This is a genomic window from Streptomyces sp. R-74717 (genome assembly GCF_047305335.1).
GTDB classification, from domain to species: Bacteria; Actinomycetota; Actinomycetes; order Streptomycetales; family Streptomycetaceae; genus Streptomyces; species Streptomyces atratus.
In genome coordinates, this window is record NZ_CP102361.1 from 5,488,464 (window position 1) to 5,511,189 (window position 22,726).

22 protein-coding genes are annotated in these 22,726 nt (G+C 70.1%); 10 read left to right on the plus strand and 12 right to left on the minus strand.

Annotation, left to right across the window (positions count from 1 at the left end):
* The first annotated feature begins 23 nt into the window (after window positions 1–23).
* Entirely contained in the window at window positions 24–971 is a 948-nt protein-coding gene (locus NRF20_RS25105; RefSeq protein WP_398628589.1) for an ATP-binding cassette domain-containing protein, read from the plus strand.
* Between the two features lie 5 nt (window positions 972–976).
* Window positions 977–1,753, plus strand: coding sequence for an ABC transporter permease (locus tag NRF20_RS25110; RefSeq protein ID WP_398628588.1), 777 nt, complete (start codon window positions 977–979; stop codon window positions 1,751–1,753).
* Window positions 1,754–1,769: 16 nt separating this feature from the next.
* Here NRF20_RS25110 and NRF20_RS25115 read toward each other — a convergent pair whose 3' ends face one another.
* The 3 genes from NRF20_RS25115 to NRF20_RS25125 form a co-directional block, all read right to left on the minus strand.
* Window positions 1,770–3,194 (minus strand): glutamate decarboxylase, encoded by a 1,425-nt coding sequence (locus tag NRF20_RS25115; RefSeq protein WP_398628095.1) that lies wholly within the window; start codon window positions 3,192–3,194, stop codon window positions 1,770–1,772.
* Between the two features lie 69 nt (window positions 3,195–3,263).
* Complete coding sequence (gene wrbA / locus NRF20_RS25120; RefSeq protein ID WP_398628094.1) at window positions 3,264–3,887, minus strand: NAD(P)H:quinone oxidoreductase; 624 nt, start codon at window positions 3,885–3,887, stop codon at window positions 3,264–3,266.
* Between the two features lie 134 nt (window positions 3,888–4,021).
* Window positions 4,022–5,296 (minus strand): ion channel protein, encoded by a 1,275-nt coding sequence (locus NRF20_RS25125; RefSeq protein WP_413753305.1) that lies wholly within the window; start codon window positions 5,294–5,296, stop codon window positions 4,022–4,024.
* 196 nt (window positions 5,297–5,492) lie between these two features.
* Between NRF20_RS25125 and NRF20_RS25130 the strand changes: the two genes are divergently transcribed.
* Window positions 5,493–6,251, plus strand: coding sequence for a MerR family transcriptional regulator (locus NRF20_RS25130; RefSeq protein ID WP_398628092.1), 759 nt, complete (start codon window positions 5,493–5,495; stop codon window positions 6,249–6,251).
* A gap of 56 nt (window positions 6,252–6,307) precedes the next feature.
* On the opposite strand, the gene NRF20_RS25135 is transcribed toward NRF20_RS25130, so the two are convergent.
* Complete coding sequence (locus NRF20_RS25135) at window positions 6,308–6,673, minus strand: YbjQ family protein (protein ID WP_266360449.1); 366 nt, start codon at window positions 6,671–6,673, stop codon at window positions 6,308–6,310.
* Window positions 6,674–6,822: 149 nt separating this feature from the next.
* Here NRF20_RS25135 and NRF20_RS25140 point away from each other — a divergent pair, with 149 nt between their 5' ends.
* Entirely contained in the window at window positions 6,823–7,536 is a 714-nt protein-coding gene (locus NRF20_RS25140; protein ID WP_413753306.1) for a DedA family protein, read from the plus strand.
* A gap of 24 nt (window positions 7,537–7,560) precedes the next feature.
* Here NRF20_RS25140 and NRF20_RS25145 read toward each other — a convergent pair whose 3' ends face one another.
* On the minus strand, window positions 7,561–9,276 hold the full coding sequence (locus NRF20_RS25145) for a threonine/serine exporter ThrE family protein (RefSeq protein ID WP_398628090.1): 1,716 nt from the start codon (window positions 9,274–9,276) through the stop codon (window positions 7,561–7,563).
* A 229-nt stretch (window positions 9,277–9,505) separates the two neighbouring features.
* On the minus strand, window positions 9,506–10,000 hold the full coding sequence (locus tag NRF20_RS25150) for an inorganic diphosphatase (protein ID WP_003968257.1): 495 nt from the start codon (window positions 9,998–10,000) through the stop codon (window positions 9,506–9,508).
* A gap of 86 nt (window positions 10,001–10,086) precedes the next feature.
* Between NRF20_RS25150 and dacB the strand changes: the two genes are divergently transcribed.
* From dacB to folE, 6 genes are all read left to right on the plus strand, one after another.
* A complete protein-coding gene (gene dacB / locus NRF20_RS25155) occupies window positions 10,087–11,592 on the plus strand; it encodes a D-alanyl-D-alanine carboxypeptidase/D-alanyl-D-alanine-endopeptidase (RefSeq protein ID WP_413753307.1) in 1,506 nt (501 codons plus the stop codon).
* Between the two features lie 49 nt (window positions 11,593–11,641).
* Window positions 11,642–12,775 (plus strand): zinc-dependent metalloprotease, encoded by a 1,134-nt coding sequence (locus tag NRF20_RS25160; RefSeq protein WP_266360457.1) that lies wholly within the window; start codon window positions 11,642–11,644, stop codon window positions 12,773–12,775.
* A gap of 199 nt (window positions 12,776–12,974) precedes the next feature.
* Window positions 12,975–14,057 (plus strand): tRNA lysidine(34) synthetase TilS, encoded by a 1,083-nt coding sequence (gene tilS / locus NRF20_RS25165; protein ID WP_266360459.1) that lies wholly within the window; start codon window positions 12,975–12,977, stop codon window positions 14,055–14,057.
* A 99-nt stretch (window positions 14,058–14,156) separates the two neighbouring features.
* Complete coding sequence (hpt, locus tag NRF20_RS25170; protein WP_072487175.1) at window positions 14,157–14,696, plus strand: hypoxanthine phosphoribosyltransferase; 540 nt, start codon at window positions 14,157–14,159, stop codon at window positions 14,694–14,696.
* 224 nt (window positions 14,697–14,920) lie between these two features.
* On the plus strand, window positions 14,921–16,951 hold the full coding sequence (gene ftsH, locus NRF20_RS25175; RefSeq protein WP_266360461.1) for an ATP-dependent zinc metalloprotease FtsH: 2,031 nt from the start codon (window positions 14,921–14,923) through the stop codon (window positions 16,949–16,951).
* A gap of 155 nt (window positions 16,952–17,106) precedes the next feature.
* Window positions 17,107–17,712, plus strand: coding sequence for a GTP cyclohydrolase I FolE (gene folE, locus NRF20_RS25180; RefSeq protein WP_266365474.1), 606 nt, complete (start codon window positions 17,107–17,109; stop codon window positions 17,710–17,712).
* A 37-nt stretch (window positions 17,713–17,749) separates the two neighbouring features.
* On the opposite strand, the gene NRF20_RS25185 is transcribed toward folE, so the two are convergent.
* The 6 genes from NRF20_RS25185 to NRF20_RS25210 form a co-directional block, all read right to left on the minus strand.
* Window positions 17,750–18,232: a DUF3180 domain-containing protein gene (locus NRF20_RS25185; RefSeq protein ID WP_398628087.1), complete on the minus strand. Its 483-nt coding sequence runs from the start codon at window positions 18,230–18,232 to the stop codon at window positions 17,750–17,752.
* Between the two features lie 83 nt (window positions 18,233–18,315).
* Entirely contained in the window at window positions 18,316–18,927 is a 612-nt protein-coding gene (folK, locus tag NRF20_RS25190; RefSeq protein WP_266360463.1) for a 2-amino-4-hydroxy-6-hydroxymethyldihydropteridine diphosphokinase, read from the minus strand.
* Window positions 18,924–19,283 (minus strand): dihydroneopterin aldolase, encoded by a 360-nt coding sequence (gene folB / locus NRF20_RS25195; RefSeq protein ID WP_093893688.1) that lies wholly within the window; start codon window positions 19,281–19,283, stop codon window positions 18,924–18,926. Before folB ends, folK begins: the two co-directional genes overlap by 4 nt.
* Window positions 19,284–19,474: 191 nt before the next feature.
* Entirely contained in the window at window positions 19,475–19,963 is a 489-nt protein-coding gene (locus NRF20_RS25200; RefSeq protein ID WP_398628086.1) for a nuclear transport factor 2 family protein, read from the minus strand.
* A complete protein-coding gene (gene folP / locus NRF20_RS25205; protein ID WP_398628587.1) occupies window positions 19,960–20,757 on the minus strand; it encodes a dihydropteroate synthase in 798 nt (265 codons plus the stop codon). Before folP ends, NRF20_RS25200 begins: the two co-directional genes overlap by 4 nt.
* Before the next feature lie 94 nt (window positions 20,758–20,851).
* Window positions 20,852–22,693, minus strand: coding sequence for a phosphatidylglycerol lysyltransferase domain-containing protein (locus NRF20_RS25210; protein WP_398628085.1), 1,842 nt, complete (start codon window positions 22,691–22,693; stop codon window positions 20,852–20,854).
* Window positions 22,694–22,726 lie beyond the last annotated feature (33 nt).

Sequence of the window (22,726 nt, forward strand, 5' to 3'; positions counted from 1 at the left end):
GACTACGAGAGGGTGTGGCGATTTTGACCGACGCGATCGTTGTCGAAGGTGTGCACAAGCGATACGGGGCCAAACGCGCCCTGGACGGCTTGGACCTCACGGTCCGCCGCTCCACCGTCCATGCCGTGCTCGGCCCCAACGGCGCGGGCAAGACCACGGCCGTACGCATCCTGTCGACGCTGCTGCGGCACGACGAGGGACGGGTCGAGGTGGCGGGGTTCGACGTACGGGACCGGGCCGGCGAGGTCCGGCGCCGCATCGGGCTGCTCGGGCAGTACGCGGCGGTCGACGAGGAGCTCGGCGGCCGGCAGAACCTGGAGATGTTCGGCCGTCTTTACCACCTGGGCGTACGCCGGGCGGGTGCGCGGGCGGACGAACTGCTGGCCCGCTTCGGGCTCGCGGACACCGGCCGGGGGCCGGTCAAGGAGTACAGCGGCGGCATGCGGCGACGGCTCGATCTTGCCGCCTCGCTGATCACCGACCCGGAGGTGCTCTTCCTGGACGAGCCGACGACCGGACTCGACCCGCGCGGCCGGGCCGAGGTGTGGTCGGCGGTGCGCTCACTGGTGGGCGGCGGCACGACCGTACTGCTGACCACGCAGTATCTGGAGGAGGCCGATCAGCTGGCGGACCGGATCTCGGTGATCGACGCCGGACGGGTGGCCGCCGAGGGAACGGCCGACGAGCTGAAGGCGATGGTGGCCGGGGACCGCATCGATGTCGTGGTCCGGGACGGTTCGCAACTGGCCGCCGCTGCGATGCTGTTGGGTGACGGCGCGGTCGTCGACGCGGACCGGCGGCTGATCGGGGCGCCGGCGCCGGACCGGATGGCGACCCTGACCCGGACCGTGCGGGCGCTGGAGGAGGCGGGCATCGAGGCGGAGGACATCGCGGTGCGGCGCCCGACGCTGGACGAGGTCTTCCTCTCGCTGACCGACCGGAGGCCGGAGCACGCGGAGGTGGCGGCGTGAGCGCGATGAGCTGGGCGGTGTCCGATTCCTGGACGATGACGCGACGCGAACTGGCGCACTGGGCACGGCAGCCGGTGCGGATCGTCGTCGGCCTGGTGTTCCCCGTGATGCTGCTGCTGATGTTCAACTATCTGGTCGGCGGCGGGCAGGGCGTCGACGGCGACAACACCGAGTTCCTGGTGCCCGGCATGCTCGCGCTCACCATGGCCTTCGGCCTGGAGTCGACCATGCTCGCGGTCACCCAGGACCTCAACAAGGGCGTCATCGACCGGTTCCGTGCCATGCCGATGGTCTCCGGTTCGGTGCTGGTCGGCCGCAGCGTCGCGGACATGCTCCAGTCGGCCGCCGCGCTCGCCGTGATGACCGGCGTCGGATACGCGGTCGGCTGGCGCTGGCACCACGGGCCGGCGGCGGTGCTGGGGGCGCTGGGGCTGCTTCTGCTGCTGCGCTTCGCGATGCTGTGGATCGGCATCCAGCTGGCGCTGGTGGCCGGGAAGCCGGAGCTGGTGCAGGCGGTGCAGATCCTGGTCTGGCCGGTCGGCTTCCTCTCCAACGTCTTCGCCACCCCCGAGTCGATGCCGGGCTGGCTGGGCGCGGTCGTCGAATGGAACCCGATGTCGGCCACGGCCACGGCGGTGCGCGGCCTGTTCGGCAACCCGGGCGGGCCCGGCGGCACCTGGGCGTCCGGCCACGCCGAACTGCTGGCGGTGGCCTGGCCGTTGGTGCTGATCGCGGTGTTCTTCCCGCTGGCGGTGAGGAGGTTCGCCCGGATCGGCCGCTAGAGCCGCTGCCCGGCTCTCAGTGGTGGAAGGACGTCGCCGCCTGCTTGTCGCGGCTCAACGGGTGTGACTGGCGGCGCAGTTCGGGCAGGATCAGCCCGAGGTCCTCAAGGAGCAGTTCGGCGAGGTCCGACGAGAAGCCGTTGCGGCACACCACCCGGAGCACCGACAGGTCCTGCCGGTTGGCGGGGAAGGTGTACGCGGGCACCAGCCAGCCGTGCTCGCGCAGCCGCCTCGACACGTCGAAGACGTCGTACGCCTGCACGTCCGGCGCGGTCGTCAGCGCGAAGACGGGCAGCTGGTCGCCCCGGGTGAGGAGCCGGAAGTCCCCGAGCTCCTCGATCCGCTTCGCGAGCCCGCCGGCGACGTCCCGGGACGCCTGCTGAACGGCCCGGTAGCCCTCCCGGCCCAGCCGCAGGAAGGTGTAGTACTGCGCCACCACCTGTGCGCCGGGCCGGGAGAAGTTCAGTGCGAAGGTCGGCATGTCGCCGCCCAGGTAGTTGACCCGGAAGACCAGCTCCTCGGGCAGCTCTGCGGGCGAGCGCCACAGCGCCCAGCCGACACCCGGGTAGACCAGGCCGTACTTGTGCCCGGAGGTGTTGATGGAGGAGACCCGGGGCAGCCGGAAGTCCCACACCAGGTCCTCGTCCAGGAACGGTGCCACCAGCGCACCGGACGCCCCGTCCACATGGACGGGGACGTCGAGGCCGGTGCGCTCCTGAAGGGCGTCCAGGGCCGCGCAGAGCTCCGCGACCGGTTCGTACGAACCGTCAAAGGTGGAACCGAGGATGCCGACGACGCCGATGGTGTTCTCGTCGCAGAGGCCGGCCGCGGCCTGCGGGTCGAGGTGGAAGCGCTCGCCCTCCATCGGGACCAGGCGCGGTTCGACCTCCCAGAAGTTGCAGAACTTGTCCCAGCAGACCTGCACATTGATGCCCATGACCAGGTTCGGCCGGGCGGTCGCCGGGTAGCGGTCGGCGTTCCTGGCCGCCCAACGGCGTTTCAGCGCCAGGCCGGCGAGCATGCAGGCCTCGCTGGAACCCGTGGTCGAACAGCCCACGACGGCCGAAGGGTCGGGGGCGTTCCAGAGATCGGCGAGCATCGCCACACAGCGCCGCTCCAGCTCGGCGGTGCGCGGGTACTCGTCCTTGTCGATCATGTTCTTGTCGCGGCACTCGCCCATCAGCACCCCGGCCTGGGGCTCCATCCAGGTGGTGACGAAGGTGGCGAGGTTGAGCCGCGAATTGCCGTCGAGCATCAACTCGTCATGGACGAGGCCGTACGCGGTCGCGGGCGGCATCGGCCCGTCGGGCAGCCGGTGCCGGGGCGGTGCCGACTCCATCCCGGCGGTCGGGTCGGCTTCCCCGAAGAACGGGTTGAGGGCCAGCCTGCGGCGTTCCTCGGACGGTTCCGTGCCCTGGGGTGAACCTTTGTGGAGAGGCATCGGCGGACAGTCCTTCTCGGCTCTCGGCGGTCATCGTGACCCGCGACGGTCCTGTCGGTGTGCGGTGGTTCAGTTCTCGGCGGCGAGGCCGTCCTTGATGGCCCGGGTGAACTTCACGACCCGTTCGGCCTGGACCCGGGCGGCGGTCAGGGTCTGCACGCCGACCGGGATGTCTCCCTGCCCCGCGACATGCGAAGTGCCGTACGGATTGCCGTCGACGAACTTCGACGGGTCCGTGTAGCCGGGGGCGACCAGGATGCCGCCGAAGTGGTGGATCGTGTTGTAGAGCGCGAGCAGCGTGGATTCCTGGCCGCCGTGCGCGGTGCTGGTGGAGGTGAAGCCGCTGTAGACCTTGTCGGCGAGACGGCCCGCCTGCCAGAGGCTGCCGAGGGTGTCGATGAACTGCTTGAGCTGGGCGGTGACATTGCCGAACCGGGTCGGCGTACCGAAGATCACGGCGTCCGCCCAGATCACGTCTTCCTTCGACGCCTCGGCGATGTCCGCGGTCGCTTTCGCGTTGGCGGCCCAGGCCGGGTTGGAGTCGATGGCCGCCTGCGGGGCGAGCTCACCGGCCTTGCGCAGCCGTACTTCCGCACCGGTCTTCTCGGCGTCCTGCGCGATGGCCTTGGCCATCGCGGCGACGGTGCCGGTCGAGGAGTAGTAGATGACGGCGACGTTGACGGACGTGGGCATTGCGGAATCCTCCGACAGGGCCTTGAGGGACGTATCCATGCGAATCCATACGGATGTGACGATACGGAAAGCAGGGGCATCCGGCGCGTCGAGCGGCGGGGAATCAGGGGTCGGGCAAGGGGTCCGGTCCGGGCTCACCTCAGCGGCATACCGTCCTCGTGCAGCTGCATCTGCGGCCGCCCGGTCACCAGCAGCCAGGCCGGCAGCGAGGCGATGCACAGCATCGGGAGCACGGCCGTGTCACCGACCAGCACCGCCGCGGTGAACAGACTCAGCCAGCCCTGCCGGGTGACGGCCAGCAGCACCCCCAGCACCGCACAGGCCACCGCGAGCGCCACCGGCACCGACGTGACCAGGGCATGGGCGCACAGCCCCAGCGCGACACCCACGAAGACGGCGGGGAAGATCCGCCCGCCCCGGAAACCGCAGGTCGCCGCGATCAGCAGCGCGGCCGTCTTCACCACGGCCATGACCGCGAACTGCCCGGCCGACCAGCCGCTCGGATCGGCGGCGAGCTCCATCACCTCGTCGAGCCCCTTGAACAGGGTGAGAGGGCCGCCCAGCGCGCCCAGCAGGCCGAGCAGCAGCCCGCCGAGGGCCAGCGCCAGGACCGGGTGCTTCAGAGCCCGGAAGGCCCGGTGCGCGTACGGGAAGGCGTACACCGCCACCAGGCCGAGCAGCGCGCCCGCCGCGGCGATGACGACCGAGGAGAGCAGATCGCCCCAGTGCGGGTGGGTGTAGGGCGGCAGCGACAGGTCGAAGCTGGGGCTGGCCAGCAGCGTCATGGTGAGCGCACCGGCGGCGCTCGCCGCGAGCGGGCCGAAGAGCCGGTCCCAGAGCGCACCCGGTCCGGCGCGGGAGGCGAGAATCTCGGAGAGGATCAGTGCGGCGGCGACCGGGGTGCCGAAGAGTGCGCCGATGGTGCCGGCCGCGGCGAGGGAGACCCACAGCTCCGCCGACGTGCCGGGAGCGAACCGGCGGCCGAGCCAGAAGGCCAGCGCGATATTGACAGCCGTGATCGGATTCTCCGGACCGAGGCTGATCCCGCCCGCCAGGGTGACGACCGTGACGAGCAGCAGACCCGGAACCACGCCCGGCGCGAGCGGCGGATCGACCAGCCCGCTGGTGGCCGGATCGGGACCGGCATGGCCGGGCATTGCCCGGATGAGCAGCCCGGCCGCCAGCCCGCTCGCGGTGAGCACCACGACTATCCAGAGCGCGGAGTAGCGGCCGATGGAGAGCGCGTCGGGAAGCGTCCCCCAGAGCACATCCTGCAGCTTCTCCGCGAGCAGGCTCACGCCGAGCAGGACGAGGGCCGAGACGGCCCCGACGGCCAGCGCGGGCACGATGACGGGCAGCAGCCGGCGTACGGGATCGGCTCTGGCGGGAACGGTTGTGACGGGACCCATTTTGACGGGAGCGGCATCGGCAGGAGCGGTACTGACAGGATCGGGAGAATCTATGACCATCCGATCACCATAACGACGCACAAGCGGCATAACCCCTCGCATGGCGCCGACGGCGGTGGCGCCTCGGGCTTGCACCTCACGTCACGTCAGGACTCAGGCTCAGTACGTACCGGAACGGAGAAGGGAGCGGGGAGTCGTGGACTACTCCGTGGGACAGGTCGCCGGATTCGCCGGAGTCACGGTGCGCACCCTGCATCACTACGACGGCATCGGACTGCTCTCGCCCGGCGGGCGCAGCCACGCGGGGCACCGCCGCTACGACGACGGTGACCTCGACCGGCTGCAGCAGATCCTGTTCTACCGGGAGCTCGGCTTCCCGCTCGACGAGATCGCGGTACTGCTCGACGACCCGGACGCGGACCCGCAGGAGCATCTGCGGCGCCAGCACCGGCTGCTGTCCGACCGGATCGCCGAACTGCGAAAGATGGCCGCCGCCGTCGAAACAGCCATGGAGGCACGGAAGATGGGCATCAACCTCACGCCCGAGGAGAAGTTCGAGGTCTTCGGGGGCAAGGACCCCGAGGAGCACGCGGAGGAGGCCGAACGCCGCTGGGGCGGCACTGCCACGTACGCCGAGTCGCAGCGCCGGGTCGCCCGGTACACCAAGGACGACTGGAAGCGGATGCAGGCGGAGGTCGCCGACTGGGGCGCCGCGTACAACGCGCTGATGGAGGCCGGTGAACCGGCCACCGGGGAACGGGCGATGGACCTCGCCGAGGCCCACCGGCTCCACATCACCAAGTGGTTCTACGAGTGCACTCCCGAGATCCACCGGGGACTCGGCGAGATGTATGTGTCCGACTCGCAGTTCCGCGCGTACTACGAGTCGATGCGGCCGGGCCTGGCCACGCACCTGCGGGACGCGATCGACGCCAACGCGGAGCGCCCGGCGTAACCGCACGGACAGTCGTTACGGGGGCGAGGGCGCCCTCACCCCCGTAGACGCGGCGCTCAGCTCTTGCTGATCACGGCGGCCGTGCCGTACGCGCACACCTCCGTGCCCACGTCGGCCGCCTCGGTCACATCGAAGCGCATCATCAGCACCGCGTTGGCGCCCCGGGCCCTCGCCTGCTCGACGAGTCGTTCCATCGCCTGGTTACGGGTCTCGACGAGGGTCTTGGTCAGCCCCTTCAGCTCGCCGCCGATCATGGACTTCAGTCCGGCGCCGATCTGGCTGCCGAGGTGGCGGGAGCGGACGGTCAGGCCGAACACCTCCCCGATCACCTGGGTCACCTGGTAGCCCGGTACGTCATTCGTGGTGACGACCAGGACGTCGGACTGGGCCGTCTGGCCGCCGCCGTATTCCTCAATGCCCATCGCGTGACACCTCCTGCAGAAAGCTTTCGCCCCGGTTCGCCGGGGTATGCATCCTCGCACGGGCCACTGGAACCCGGGGGCGTCATCCCGCGTTGATAGCTTTGGGCGGCCACGCAGCCGCCATCGATCGATCCAGGAGCCCCGGACCCTTGAATACGCTTGCGCTCGGACCGAGCTGGCTGGACCCGGACTATCTGATCAACACCTTCGGACTTCCCGGCGTCCTCCTCATCGTGTTCGCCGAGTCCGGACTGCTGATCGGCTTCTTCCTTCCCGGCGATTCCCTGCTGTTCACCACGGGTCTGCTGGTGACCACGGGCCAGCTGAAGGTTCCGCTCTGGCTGGTCTGCGTCCTGGTGGCGCTGGCGGCGATCATCGGCGACCAGGTGGGCTATCTCTTCGGCCGCAAGGTCGGCCCGTCGCTCTTCAAGCGCCCGGACTCCCGCCTCTTCAAGCAGGAGAACGTCGAGAAGGCCCACGAGTTCTTCGAGAAGTACGGACCGAAGTCGCTGATCCTGGCCCGCTTCGTGCCCATCGTGCGTACGTTCACGCCGATCATCGCCGGTGTGAGCCGGATGAACTACCGCTCGTTCATCACGTTCAACATCATCGGCGGTGTGCTCTGGGGCGTCGGGGTCACGCTGCTCGGCGCAGCCCTCGGCAAGATCGACTTCGTCCACGAGAACATCGAGGCGATGCTCATCCTGATCGTGCTCATCTCGGTGGTGCCGATCGCGATCGAGTTCCTGCGGGCCCGTTCCAAGTCGAAGAAGGAAGCGGCGGCCGGTGGCGGCGAGGGCCATGGCCCGTCCGCCGGCGGCAGCCCGGCCTCCGGCCAGCGCGGCCGTCACGCCAAGCGCTGACCCGGAGCCGTGCCGGCGGCAGTCTCAGAAGCCGCGCGTCCGCTTGGCCGCGCGGCGGTTCGCCCCGCCGACCGCCCCCGGCACCCGCATGAACAGCCGGGAGATCTCGCTTCCCAGGTTCACCCCGATCGCGATGGCCAGCGCCGTCGCCACCGCGGTCGACAGCGAGGCGAGCCCGGTGTTCACATTGCCCTGTGCCATGCCGAGCAGACCGAAGTACGTGGCCGAGCCGGGCAGCAGCGGGCCGATCGCCGCCGTGATGAACGGCAGCGACGAGGTGTACCGGTAGCGCGAGAGCAGCTGCCCGAACAGGCCCACCAGACCGGCCGCCGTCGCTGTCGCCACCACCGGCGAGATGCCGCCGGTCCTGGCCATCGCCCCGTAGATCACCCAGGCCACGGCGCCGTTGAGGGTCACCGCCAGCACCGTGGACCGGTCCTGCTGGAGCAGGATCGCGAAGGCCAAACAGAGCGCCATCGATGCCAGGATCTGTACCACCGGCCGGTCGGGGGCGGTGAACCTGGCCTCGGGGTTCAGCTGGGCGCCCAGCTGAAGTCCCAGATACAGGACCAGCAGCACACCGACGACGATGCCGATGAACAAGTACATGACTTCGAGCAGACGCGCGGCCGCGGTGATGTAGTAACCGGTCAGCCCGTCCTGCACACCCGCCACCAGGGCCCGCCCCGGCAGCAGCGCGAACAGCCCACCGGTGATGACCGCGGACGGCCGTACGTCCGACCAGTGGGTGAGGGTCAGCGCCACGCCCATCGCGGCGGGCGGCATCGCGGCCACCACGAACTGGTAGAACTCCGGCAGCCCCCGCCCGGCAAAGAGCCAGGCGAGCCGGTCGCCGAGCATCGCGCCGATCGCCGCCACCAGGAACACCAGCGGACCACCGCCGACCAGCACCGATGCCGCCCCCGCCAGACCGCCGGCGGCCAGCGTCAGCACCCAGCCGGAGTACGGATGCCGGTTGCGCCGGATCTCCGCGAGGCGCCGGTAGGCCTCCTCCAGCGAGACCTCGACATCCTCGGTGGTGATGTCGTCGATGAGCCGGAAGACGGCGGCCAGCCGGGTGTAGTCGGTGCCACGACGGCGTACGGTACGGCTCGCCGTCACCGGGTCGTCGATCAGCGACGGCTGGTGCGAGATCGACAGCAGGGTAAAGGTGACCGTGGGCTCGCAGCGGTCCAGGCCGTAGCTGCGTGTCACCGCGAACATCGCCGCCTCGACGTCCTCGGCGCCCTCGCCACCGGCGAGCAGCAGCTCCCCGATACGCAGCGTCAGGTCGAGTACGCGCGGCACCGCGGGCCCCGCCTCGTCGGACTTCTGCACCGGCTCGGGTGCCGGGCGCTCGGCGACCGGCATCCGCAGCATCGTGCGCATCCGGTCCTGCCAAGGAGCCTCCTTGGTCAGCCGGATCATCGGGCTGCCGTGCGCCGGAGTGAACGCGGGTGGCGGATGCTGGGCGCTGTAGGTGCGCGGCGGGGCGAAGGCGGAGCCGATCGTGTCCGGGCCGGAGGCCTGACCGGAACCGGATCCGGGGCCCGAAGCGGAACCAGTCCCCGACCCCTGGGGCTCGGTCGTCAGACCGGTCGGAATGGCGAATTCCGATGTCGGATGGTCGTCGTCGGAGGCAGACGTGGGCCTCCCCACCCCGGCCGGCGGGACGAAGGCGCTGCGCGCCTCGTCGGACTGGGGCTTCTGGTCCTCCGGACCGCCCGGTTCCGCCACCACTCGACCTCGCTCCTCATCGGCTGCGCGTCTTCGGTTGCGCTTCTGCCCAGTATGGCCACGGGCAAGGGTGCTGATGCGAGGCGGGCGGAACCACGGACCGGACGGACACGCGGGCGGGCATACGAAACGGGCGGCACCCTGTGGGAAGGAGTGCCGCCCGTCTCCGGCACGGAACCGTAAACGGAACCGTGCGATGTACCCCGGCCGGAACCCGGCCGCGACCCTTGGGTCAGTGCGCGCCGCCCTGTGCCTCAAGGCGCTTGTAGGAGGCCTCGATCTCGGCCTCGGCCTCGGCGCGGCCGACCCAGTCGGCGCCCTCGACGGACTTGCCGGGCTCCAGGTCCTTGTAGACCTCGAAGAAGTGCTGGATCTCCAGGCGGTCGAACTCCGACACGTGGTGGATGTCGCGCAGGTGCTCCACCCGGGGGTCGGAGGCCGGCACGCACAGCAGCTTGTCGTCGCCACCGGCCTCGTCCGTCATCCGGAACATGCCGATGGCGCGGCACTTGATGAGGCAGCCGGGGAAGGTCGGCTCGTCCAGGATGACCAGCGCGTCCAGCGGGTCACCGTCCTCGCCGAGGGTGTTCTCGACGAAGCCGTAGTCCGCGGGGTAGCTGGTCGAGGTGAAGAGTCGACGGTCCAGGCGGATCCGACCGGTCTCGTGGTCCACCTCGTACTTGTTCCGCGAACCCTTCGGGATCTCGATGGTGACGTCGAACTCCACGGGTGGCTCCTCCATGATCAAGACATACGACTGGTGATTAAGTGTCCCCCACGCAGATGTGTGCTCGCGAAAGGGGCTGGTCAACGGTGGACGAGCCGGTGAAAAGACCGTCGGTCAATCCGCTCGACAAGCTGAGCAGGCTCACCCGGCAGGCCAGCGTGATCAGGTTGAAGGGACTGAACAATCGGCAGTTCACGGCTGTCTCCGCCGGCCTCGGCCTGGCGCTCGCAGCCGGCGTCGTCCTTGCCGCCGGCCCCTGGGACTCGGGTCAGCGTAAGGCCGAGCAGGACTGGGCCGCCGCCCGGAGCCGTACAGGTGGCGTACATCACGAACCCGGCGCGCCGTCCGGACCGGAGCCCGCACCCAGCGCCCCGGCCGTCCTCACGCCCCTCTCCTCCGTCGTCGACAACGCCGCCCCGGACGCCCGAGACGCCCCGGACGGTGCAGCGGCCGCCCTCCGCGCCACCCTGGGCCCGCTGCTGAAGGCCCCCGCCCTGGGCACCGTGCGTAGCGCCGTCGTCATCGACACGGCCACCGGCGAGCGGCTGTACGGCCAGGGCGCCGACACGCCCATGACACCCGCCTCCACCGTCAAGATCGCCACTGCGGTCGCCGCCCTGAGCGCGCTCGGCCCCGACCACCGCATTGCCACGACGGTCCGGGCGTCCCCCGACTCCCGCAGCATCGCCCTGGTCGGCGGCGGCGACCCCACCCTCGACAAGGCCGCCCTGCGCGCACTGGCCGCCGACACCGCCCGCACCCTGAAGGACCGGGGCGTAAAAACGGTCCGCCTCACATACGACACCTCCCGTTACTCCGGCCCGGCCCGGCACCCGATCGGTCCCAACGAGAACATCGCGCCCGTCAGCGCCCTGATGACCGACGAGGGCAGGCTCGACAGCACCGACAGTGGACCCGCCCCACGCAGCGACGACCCCGCCGGTGACGCCGCCCGGACCTTCGGTGAGCTGCTCGACGACGCCGGGATCGCCACCCGGTCCGGCCCGGCGCCCGGCCGGCCGGCCGCCAAGTCCCGGCCGGTCGCCGAACACCTCTCCGCCCCGCTCTCCGCACTGGTCGAACGGGCCCTGACCAACAGCGACAACGACATCGCCGAGGCACTCGCCCGACAGACCGCCCTGGCCGCGGGCGAACGGGCCGACTTCGACGGCGGCCGGCGGGCCGTCACCGCGCAGCTCAAGAAGCTCCACCTGCCGCTGAAAGGTGCGAACTTCGCCGACGGCAGCGGGCTGAACCGCAAGGACAAGGTCACCGCCGGGCTGCTGGCCGGCCTCCTCGCCCGCGCCGCCGACCCGGACCACCCCGAACTGCGCCCCGTCCTCACCGGTCTCCCGGTGGCCGGGTTCAGCGGCACCCTCAGCGGCCGCTACACCCAGAAGTCCGCAGGCACCGGCCTGATCCGCGCCAAGACCGGCACCCTCACCGGCGTGAACACCCTCGCCGGGACGGTCGTCGACAGGCAGGGCCGGCTGCTCGCCTTCGCCTTCCTGGCATCCGGTACGACATCCCCGTCCGAGGCCCAGTCCTCCCTCGACGCCCTCGCCACCAGCCTCGCCGTCCGTACCCGATGAGCCGGTCAACACCACACCGCGGACGCACCCGAGCACGTACGGTTGACGCATGACGAGCATCGGTGGTGCCGAGATGGTCGACTGGAATCTCGCGGTCGCGACCGCGACCCGACTTGTGCGGCCGGGGCCCGAGATCAGCCGCGAGGACGCCCGCGAGGTCGTCGCGGAGCTGCGCCGGCATGCCAAGGCCGCGGAGGAGCACGTCCGTTCCTTCACCCGGATGATCCCCGAGGGGACCGAACCGGAGGACACCCCGGTCCTGGTCGTGGACCGGGCCGGCTGGATCAAGGCCAATGCCGCGGGCTTCCGCGAACTGCTCCGCCCGCTCCTGGGGAAGATGCAGGACCGGCGCGGCAACGGCCCGGGCGGCGCCGTGCTCGGTGTGGTCGGCGGCAAGGTGACCGGCGTCGAGGTGGGGATGCTGCTGTCGTTCCTGGCCTCCCGGGTCCTCGGCCAGTACGAGACGTTCGCCCCCGCCACCCGTGATCTCCCGGCCTCGGCCGACGGCGGCGGCAGGCTGCTGCTCGTCGCCCCGAACATCGTCCACGTCGAGCGCGAACTCGAGGTCGACCCGCACGACTTCCGGCTCTGGGTCGCCCTCCACGAGGAGACACATCGCACCCAGTTCACCGGTGTGCCCTGGCTCCGCGACCATCTGCAGGGCGAGATCCAGTCGTTCCTCGAAGAGACCGACGTCGACCCGATGACCGTGCTGGAACGGCTCCGCGAGGCCGCCCAGTCCCTGGCCGGGGGCCGCCCCGAGGGCGAGGACGGCGAGGACGGCGGCCGCAGCCTCGTCGAACTGGTCCAGACACCCGCCCAGCGCGAGATCCTCGGCCGGCTCACCGCCGTGATGTCCCTGCTCGAAGGCCATGCCGACTACGTGATGGACGGCGTCGGCCCCGAGGTCGTCTCCTCCGTGGGCGAGATCCGGGAGAAGTTCCAGCAGCGCAGGGCGCGCGGTGCGAGCCGTCTCGACCAGGCGCTGCGCAAGCTTCTCGGACTCGATGCCAAACTGCGCCAGTACCGCGACGGCGAGCGATTCGTCCGTGCCGTGGTCGACGAGGTCGGCATGGACGGCTTCAACCGGGTCTGGACCTCGCCGAACACCCTCCCGACCAAGGCGGAGATCGCGAAACCGACGGACTGGATCGCGAGGGTGCACCGTAAGGCAGAGTCCTGATCACGACGGGCCCGACGGCGGACGACAGGACACGAACGCGCCGGTAATCACCCATCCGAGGGACCGTAGAGGCATGGGAAGGCGTGCAATGCTCGATGGACGGCTTGCCTCTGTCACCATCGACGCACTCTGAGTGACGGCACTCTTCCCGTCCCGGCACTCCGAGGCACCTCCCAAAACTTCACGAAGGGCACCGGACATGGGTCCCCATCCTGCGGTCGCGGCGATACGCCTGGCGGTCCGCCGCGTACTCCACGACGTACTCACCGAACACACCCGGAGCGCCGAGCACACCCGGCGCACCCCGCACCCCGAGCTCGCCGAAGCCGGTGCGGGCAGGCAGCGCGCCCCACTCCCCGAACGCCCCGATACCCCGCTGGTGCTGGTGGCATGCTCCGGCGGCGCCGATTCCATGGCCCTCGCCTCCGCCCTCGCCTTCGAGGCCCGCAAACTCGACGTCAGGGCCGGCGGCATCACCGTCGACCACGGCCTCCAGGACGGATCCGACACCCGGGCCGCCGAGGTCGTCGACCGCCTCACCGCCATGCACCTCGACCCGGTCGAGTCCGTCGCCGTGCAGGTCGGCCAGGAAGGCGGACCGGAGGCCGCGGCCCGCGACGCCCGCTACGCCGCCCTGGACGCAGCGGCCGAGCGGCACGGCGCCGCCGCCGTCCTGCTCGGCCACACCCGTGACGACCAGGCGGAGACGGTGCTGCTGGGCCTCGCCCGCGGCTCCGGCATCCGCTCCCTCTCCGGCATGGCCGCCGCATCCGGCCCGGCCGGCCGTTACCGCCGCCCCTTCCTCCAGCTCGACCGGCAGACCGCCCGCAAGGCCTGCCTCGTCCAGTCGCTGCCCGTCTGGGACGACCCGCACAACATCGACCCCGCCTACACCCGCTCCCGACTGCGCCACGAGGGCCTGCCCGCCCTGGAGAAGGCCCTGGGCAAAGGGGTCGTCGAGGCCCTGGCCCGTACGGCGCAGCTCTCCCGCGACGACGCCGACGCCCTGGACACCTGGGCCGCCGAGGCCGACCGCGCCGTGCGGGACGACGCGGGCCGGCTGGAGTGCGCCAAGCTGTACGCGCTGCCGCCCGCCGTGCGCCGCCGGGTACTGCGCCGGGCCGCCATGGAGGCGGGCTCCCCGGCCGGTTCGCTCTTCGCCCGGCACATCGAGGAAGTCGACCGTCTGATCACCGGCTGGCGCGGCCAGCGGGCCATCAACCTGCCGGGCCGGGTCGAAGCCATGCGACAGGGTGGCAGACTGGTGATTCGGCAGAGCTGAAGCACGAGCGGCTGACATGCAGGCGAGCGGCCGCGCAGGTCCGGGCCAATACCCCGGATCCGGCAGGCAAAGAAAGAGACGCGGGTGAACGAGAAGGACATGGGCACCGACCTTCAGTCGGTGCTCCTCACCAAGGAAGAGATCGACGCGAAGCTCGTCGAGCTGGCCGCGAAGATCGACGCGGAGTACGCGGGCAAGGACCTGCTCATCGTCGGCGTCCTCAAGGGCGCAGTGATGGTGATGGCGGACCTGGCGCGCGCGCTGTCCACCCCCGTCACCATGGACTGGATGGCCGTCTCGTCGTACGGCGCGGGCACCCAGTCCTCCGGAGTGGTCCGGATCCTCAAGGACCTGGACACCGACATCAAGGGCAAGCACGTCCTGATCGTCGAGGACATCATCGACTCGGGCCTGACGCTGTCCTGGCTGATGTCGAATCTCGGCTCGCGTGAGCCGGCGTCCCTGGAGATCTGCACCCTGCTGCGCAAGCCGGACGCGGCCAAGGTCGCGCTCGACTGCAAGTGGGTCGGCTTCGACATTCCCAACGAGTTCGTCGTCGGATACGGGCTGGATTACGCGGAGAAGTACCGCAATCTGCCCTTCGTCGGCACGCTCGCTCCGCACGTCTACGGGGGCTGACCGCCTCCCGGCGCCTCTCGCCCGGCCGGGGTGCCCGGCCCGTCCGGGGCGGACGACGGGAACCTTTCACCGGATTCCCGCCGTTGAGCCTTTGAAGGCGGGTTTTGACAGACGTCCTCGGCAGCCGCAGGCGACAATGCTGGGGTACCGTCCGAAGAACAGTCTTTTCTCACAGCAGCATTTACCTACGGGCAGGAGGGACGGGGCGTCATCGCCCCGTATGGATGGACGTGAAGCGATACTTCCGTGGGCCGGTCATGTGGATCGTGCTGGCCGTCCTCGCCGTGGTCGTGTTGATGCAGGTCGTCGGCTCGTCGGGCGGCTACAAATCGGTGGACACCGGCAAGGTGATCCAGGCGATCAGCAAGGACCAGGTGGCGCAGGCCAAGCTGACCACCGGTGACGAACAGATCATCAAGATCGAGTTGAACAAGGGACAGAAGCTTTCGGGCGAGTCCGGCAGCAAGTTCCAGGCGAGCTACATCGGCGACCAGGGTGTCCAGCTGGCCGACACGCTGCAGCAGAAGTTCGAGAGCGGCAAGATCGACAAGGGCTACACTGTCTCGCCGTCGAAGCAGTCCCCGTTCATCTCGATCCTCCTCTCGCTGCTGCCCTTCGTCCTGATCGTGGTCGTCTTCCTGTTCCTGATGAATCAGATGCAGGGCGGCGGATCCCGGGTCATGCAGTTCGGGAAGTCCAAGGCGAAGCTGATCACCAAGGACACCCCGAAGACGACGTTCGCCGATGTGGCGGGGTCGGACGAGGCCGTCGAGGAGCTCCAGGAGATCAAGGAGTTCCTCCAGGAGCCGGCGAAGTTCCAGGCCGTCGGCGCCAAGATCCCGAAGGGTGTCCTGCTCTACGGGCCTCCCGGTACGGGCAAGACGCTGCTCGCACGCGCCGTCGCGGGCGAGGCGGGCGTCCCGTTCTACTCGATCTCCGGTTCCGACTTCGTCGAGATGTTCGTCGGTGTCGGTGCCAGCCGGGTCCGTGACCTCTTCGAGCAGGCCAAGGCGAACGCTCCGGCGATCGTTTTCGTCGACGAGATCGACGCCGTCGGCCGGCACCGCGGTGCCGGAATGGGCGGCGGTCACGACGAGCGCGAGCAGACGCTGAACCAGCTGCTCGTCGAGATGGACGGCTTCGACGTGAAGGGCGGCGTCATCCTGATCGCCGCCACGAACCGGCCGGACATCCTCGACCCGGCACTGCTGCGACCGGGCCGTTTCGACCGGCAGATCGCGGTCGACCGGCCGGACATGCAGGGCCGTCTCGAGATCCTCAAGGTGCACCAGAAGGGCAAGCCGGTCGCAAAGGACGTCGACCTCGGCGCCGTTGCCCGTCGTACGCCCGGCTTCACCGGTGCCGACCTGTCGAACGTGCTGAACGAAGCGGCGCTCCTCACGGCGCGCGGCAACCTGAAGCTGATCGACAACAAGATGCTCGACGAGGCCATCGACCGTGTCGTGGCGGGTCCGCAGAAGCGGACCCGGATCATGTCCGAGAAGGAGAAGAAGATCACCGCGTACCACGAGGGCGGACACGCCCTGGTCGCGGCGGCTTCCCCCCAGTCGGACCCGGTCCACAAGATCACGATCCTCTCCCGCGGCCGCGCCCTCGGTTACACGATGGTGCTCCCGGAGGAGGACAAGTACTCCACGACGCGCAACGAGATGCTCGACCAGCTGGCCTACATGCTGGGCGGGCGCGCGGCCGAGGAGTTGGTCTTCCACGACCCGACCACCGGCGCTGCGAACGACATCGAGAAGGCCACCGCAACGGCCCGCGCGATGGTCACGCAGTACGGCATGACGGAGCGGCTCGGCGCGATCAAGTTCGGCGGCGACAACACCGAGCCCTTCGTGGGCCGGGAGATGGGCCACCAGCGCGACTACTCGGAAGAGGTCGCGGCCCTCGTCGACGAAGAGGTCAAGAAGCTCATCGAGACCGCGCACAACGACGCGTGGGAGATCCTCGTCGAGAACCGCGACGTTCTGGACGCCCTGGTTCTCCAGCTCCTCGAGAAGGAGACGCTCGGCAAGGAGGAGATCGCCGAGATCTTCGCCCCGATCGTGAAGCGCCCGTCCCGTCCGGCATGGACCGGTTCCGCCCGACGCACCCCGTCGACGCGGCCGCCGGTGCTCTCGCCGAAGGAGCTCGCCCTCACCAACGGCGCCACCACGGCGAACGGCTCGGTCGTCCCCACGGACACCGTCCCGGCCACCGAGGTGCTTCCGGAGGACCGCCCCGAGAGCTGAGATCCCGCGACCCCGGTGTGGCGCCTGTCACGGGAGCTGCACCGGGCCCGGAATGGATGCCGTGCCCCCGCAGGTTCTAGCCTGTGGGGGCGCGGCTTTTTCGTACGCCCGTGCGGAGGTATGTGCGGGTGACAGCTCAGAGGAACGAGGCACAGATGACCGACCCGGTGACGTTGGACGGCCAGGGTTCGATCGGTGAGTTCGACGAGAAGCGGGCCGAGGCGGCCGTACGCGAACTCCTCCTCGCCGTGGGCGAGGACCCGGACCGTGAGGGACTGCGCGAGACGCCGGGGCGGGTGGCACGGGCGTACAAGGAGATATTCGCGGGCCTCTACCAGGAGCCCGAGGACGTTCTGACGACCACGTTCGACCTCGGTCACGACGAGATGGTGCTGGTCAAGGACATCGAGGTGTTCTCCACCTGTGAACACCACCTGGTGCCGTTCCGGGGTGTCGCGCATGTCGGGTACATCCCTGCGACCAGCGGCAAGATCACCGGCCTGTCGAAGCTGGCCCGCCTCGTCGATGTCTTCGCCCGGCGCCCGCAGGTCCAGGAGCGGCTCACCACGCAGATCGCCGATTCGCTCATGGAGATTCTGGAGCCGCGCGGGGTCGTTGTCGTCGTCGAGTGCGAGCACATGTGCATGTCGATGCGCGGTATCCGCAAACCCGGTGCGAAGACGCTGACCTCGGCGGTACGCGGCCAGCTCCGTGACCCCGCGACGCGAGCCGAGGCCATGAGCCTGATCATGGCGCGCTGAGCTCCGGAGCGGCTGTGAGGGGAGAGCCCGGTGACCGCTACGCGGCCGCCGAGCTCTTGTCGTTGTCCTTGTCCTCCGGGAGCTTGCAGATGCGCTCCAGCCAGAGGGCCGCGGCAACCACCGCGATGCCGGCCAGGACCGCGAAGCCCGCGTAGATCGCCTGCTCGCGACGGGCCGGGATGTCGAGGGAGCCGAGCAGGAAGACGCCCGTGCCGCCGTACATGCCGGAGACCAGGGAGACGACCAGCGCGCTGGCCTGGCCGAACACGACTGCGCGGGCCGCCATCAGTGGCTCGACGCCCTTGGCTCCCGGCCGGCGCTCACGCTGGGCGCGCAGCCGGGAACGGATGGAGAGCGCCGTCGCGAGCAGGATGGCGGCGATCACCGCGAGCACGATCGGCGCGGCGAGGGGAACGCTCGGCAGACTGCCCAGGGAGTCCCAGAGGCGGGCACCGCCCCAGGAGAGCACCCCGGCCGCGGCGAAGAGGCCGGCCAGTACCCCGAGCCGTAGTTGCTTCACCGAGTGATCCGCCCTTCGCCGCCAGTGGTGCATGTCACCAGTGATCCGTGTAGCCAGTGATCCGTTTCCGTTGAGCCTAACGACTACTCGGGCAGACGGAGTTCCAGATCCGCACGGGGCAGTACGCCCTCCCGGCCGACACCGGCCAGCAGCTCCGCGACGGGGCCGGAGCCGGGCAGCTGGGCCTCGGGGTCGACGTCGTGCCACGGGGCGAGCACGAAGGCGCGCTCATGGGCACGGGGGTGGGGGAGGGTGAGCGCCGGGTCGTCGGAGACGACGTCCGCGTACGCCACGATGTCGACGTCGATGGTGCGCGGGCCCCAGCGTTCCTCACGGACCCGGTCGAAGGCCTCTTCGATGGCCTGGCCGCGTTCCAGGAGGGAGGACGGGGGGAGCGTCGTCTTCACGACGATCACCGCGTTGAAGTACGAGGGCTGGGAGCCGGGAGCGACGCCCCAGGGCTCCGTCTCGTACACCGGGGAGACCGCTTTGACCCGCAGGCCGGGGGTGTCCTCCAGGGCGTCTATGGCCCCCTGGAGGGTCTCCAGGCGGTTGCCCAGATTGGAGCCCAGGGAGATCACGGCGCGTTTGGGGTTGGAGAGGGTGATGTCCGCGGCGTCCACCTGCTCGACCACGGAGGCGGGAACCGGCTGTACGGTCGGGTCGCTCTGCCCCTCGGTAGAAAATGCAGTCATACTCGGCTCCGGGTGATGGTGATGGTCACATCGTCGAAGGGGACGGTGATCGGCGCATCCGGCTTGTGCACCACCACCTCCACCTCCTCGACTCCTTCGTGCTTGAGGCACTTCTGGGCGATGCGCTCCGCGAGCGTTTCGATCAGATCGACCGGTTCCCCCTGCACCACGTCGACGACTTCCTCCGCGACGACGCCGTAGTGCACGGTCTTCGTCAGGTCGTCGGCGGCTGCCGCGGGGCGGGTGTCGAGGCCGAGCACCAGGTCCACGATGAACGTCTGGCCCTCTTCCCGTTCTCGGGGGAAGACGCCATGGTGTCCACGGGCCTTGAGGCCGCGCAGCGCGACACGATCCACGCGAATCACTCCTGCTGTCGTTGGGCGTAGAGACACGGGGCCGTGTGCGGACGGCTGGGTGCTCTCCTTCGAATCTACCTGCGAGCACCGACAGTGCCCGCCCGCGGGGGCTCCGGACAGGACCTTGCGGGGCTGGTAGCCGCTTCTACCCGCGGTTCCGGATTCCAACCCCTGTCGGGTGGATGCCTCGGTCAGGGGGATGTGTCCTCGTCCTCGTCCTCGTCCTCATCGGATTCGGTGAGGACGGGCGAGCCGTGGTGGGACCAGAGCCTCCAGCCGTCCGGCGTGCGCCGGAACACATTGGTGGCCACGACGAGTTGGCCGACCAGCGGTCCGAGCGCGTTGCCGTCCTCCGCGGGGCCGCCGCTGAGGATGTTCTCCGTGCAGGTCACCAGGGCCGTGTCGCCGGTCATCGAGACCCCGACATCGGTCAGGAAGAACTGGATGTACTCGGTGTTCGCCATGATCAGGGCGTAACTGCGCAACACCTCGCCGCGGCCGGTGAGCACCGGCCAGCCGGGGTGGACGCAGGAGACGGTGAGGTCCTCGCCCGGCAGCCAGAGCCCGGAGAGCTCGTCGAAGTCGCCGCGCTCCATCGCCTCGTAGAAGGCGGTGTTGGCCTGCTCGACGGCCGCGATGTCGGCGGCCGCCTCCGCGTGCTCGTCGCGGGGCCCGCTCACGCGGCTCCCTCGACGGCGCGGGCGACCCGTACCGCGTCGGCCGTGGCCCGTACCTCATGGACACGGACGGCCCAGGCACCGGCGCGGGCGGAGAGCGCGGAGATCGCCGCAGTGGCGGCGTCGCGTTCGCGGGCGGGCGGCGGTGGGGCGCCCTCGTCGGCCAGCACATGGCCGAGGAAGCGCTTGCGGGAGGCGGCGACGAGCAGCGGGCGGCCCAGGGCGCGCAGCTCGTCGAGGTGGGCGACCAGGGAGAGGTCGTGGCCGGCGTCCTTGGCGAAGCCGAGACCGGGGTCGATCACGATCCGTTCCGGGGCGACACCGCCCGCGATCACGGCGTCCATCCGCTCCCGCAGCTCCCGGGCGACCTCGGCGACGACGTCCTCGTACACCGCCCGGCTGTTCATGGACTCGCTGAAGCCGCGCCAGTGCATCACGACGAACGGCGCGCCGGCCGCGGCGACGACCTTGACCATGTCCGGGTCGGCGAGGCCGCCGCTCACGTCATTGACCAGGGCGGCTCCGGCCGCGACCGACTCCTCGGCGACACGGGCCCGCATGGTGTCCACGGAGACCGTGACCCCTTCGGACGCCAGGCCCTTGACCACCGGGACCACGCGCCGCAACTCCTCCGACGCGTCCACCCGACTGGCGCCGGGACGGGTCGACTCGCCGCCGACATCGATCAGGTCGGCGCCCTCGGCGACCAGGTCGAGGCCGTGTTTGATCGCGGCCGTGGTGTCGAACCAGCGGCCGCCGTCGGAGAAGGAGTCCGGGGTCACATTGACGACACCCATGACCGCACAGCGGTCCCACTCCGGCAGGCCTTGGACCGTGCCTCGTCCACGCAAGGTACTCATGCGACCAGCGTAGGCCCCGTACGGCATGCTGTTACGCCGCGCGGGCGTGGTGCTCCTGGCCCGGCGCCCGGGTGTGGGCGCAGGGGCGCGGCCGGCGTCCCGGGAATCGGCGGGCGAGGGGGCGGGGCAGCGCGAGGTTCACGAAGCCCTCGGCCTGCATGGCCGCGAGGGAGATGCGCGGCAGGTCACGGGCGGCGCGGTAGACGACGAAGCGGGGCTCCCAGCGGGGCCGGAACTTGGCGTTGAACTTGTACAGCGACTCGATCTGGAACCAGCGCGACAGAAAGATCAGCAGTCCGCGCCAGGTCCGCAGCACCGGTCCCGCGCCCAGTTTCTCGCCGCGGGCGAGTGCCGAGCGGAACATCGCGAAGTTCAGCGAGACGCGCTCGACGGAGAGCTGGGAGGCGGCCTGCAGGGCGGCGACGATCAGCAGCTCGTTCATGCCCGGGTCGGCGGAGCGGTCGCGGCGCATCAGATCGAGGGACATGCCGTCCCTGCCCCACGGGACGAAGTGGAGTACGGCCTTCAGGTCGCCGTACGGGGAGTCGGCGGTGTGCTCGTCGGCCTTGTGGGCGGTGGCGATGATGCAGTCCCCGTCGGCCGGGTCGCCTATCCGGCCGAGCGCCATGGAGAAGCCGCGCTCGTTGTCGGTGCCGCGCCAGTCGGCGGCGGCCCGCCGGATGCGGGCCAGTTCGGCGTCGCCGATGTCGCGGATGCGCCGGACCCGGGTCTCGTAGCCAAGACGTTCAATGCGCTTCACCATCTGGCGTACGTTGCGCATCGCGCGCCCGGCGAGCGAGAAATCCGCGACATCCACCACCGCCTCGTCGCCGAGTTCCAGTGCGTCGAGCCCGGTCTCGCGGGTCCAGACCTCGCCGCCGGTCTCGCTGCAGCCCATCACGGCGGGGGTCCAGGAGTGGGCCTTGGCCTCGTCCATGAAGCGCTCGATGGCACCGGGCCAGGCCTCCACGTCGCCTATCGGGTCGCCGCTCGCCAGCATCACCCCGGACACGACGCGGTAGCAGACGGCGGCCTTGCCACTGGGGGAGAAGACGACGCCCTTGTCGCGGCGGAGCGCGAAGTGGCCGAGCGAGTCGCGGCCGCCGTGCTTCTCCAGCAGGGCGCGCAGCCGGGCCTCGTCGTCCTCGGTGAGGCGGGCGGCCGGGTGCTCGGGGCGGAAGGCGAGGTAGATGGTGGTGACGGCGGTCAGCAGACCGAGGGCGCCGAGCGAGAACGCCACGGTCCAGGAGGTGACTCCGGCGTACTCGACGGGGCCCTCGAAGCCGAACAGCCCGTACAGCACGTGCTGGAGCCGGTCGGCGATGCTGGGGCTCCCCACGACCCGGCCGGGGTGGACGCTGACGATGATCAGGCCCAGACCCAGCGACCCCGCGCCGAGGAGCACGAAGTTGGCCAGGGCACGCCAGCGGCTCCTGGGGTCGGGGAGCGCGGCGAATTCACCGCGATGGCGAACCAGCAGCAGGCAGAGCGCCAGCGAGACGAGCGTGCCGATGACCGAGTGCCGGTAGACGAACTGCGCCAGCGCACCGGCGGGCAGCAGCACGACAGCCGCCCGCCAGGCCCGTCGCTTGCGCCGCTTGAGCCCGTGGGCGAGAAGCAGCAGCAGGACGCCCGCACTCAGGGAGAGGGCGGCGGCGAACGGTCCGAGGGCGCCGGGGAGCACCTCGGCGAGAGTGTGCATCCGGCTGTGCCGGAAGCGCGGGAAGACGCCCGCGGCGACATCGATCAGGCCGACGACGGTGCAGGCGGTACCGACCAGCGTCGGTACGGATTCGGGGCGCGGGCCGCGTACGAACTTACGTACAGGACTCGGAACCGATCCCGATTTATCCCCATCTAGCGTGACAGACATCGCTTCCCGTGGCTCCGCGAGAGATTCTTGAGT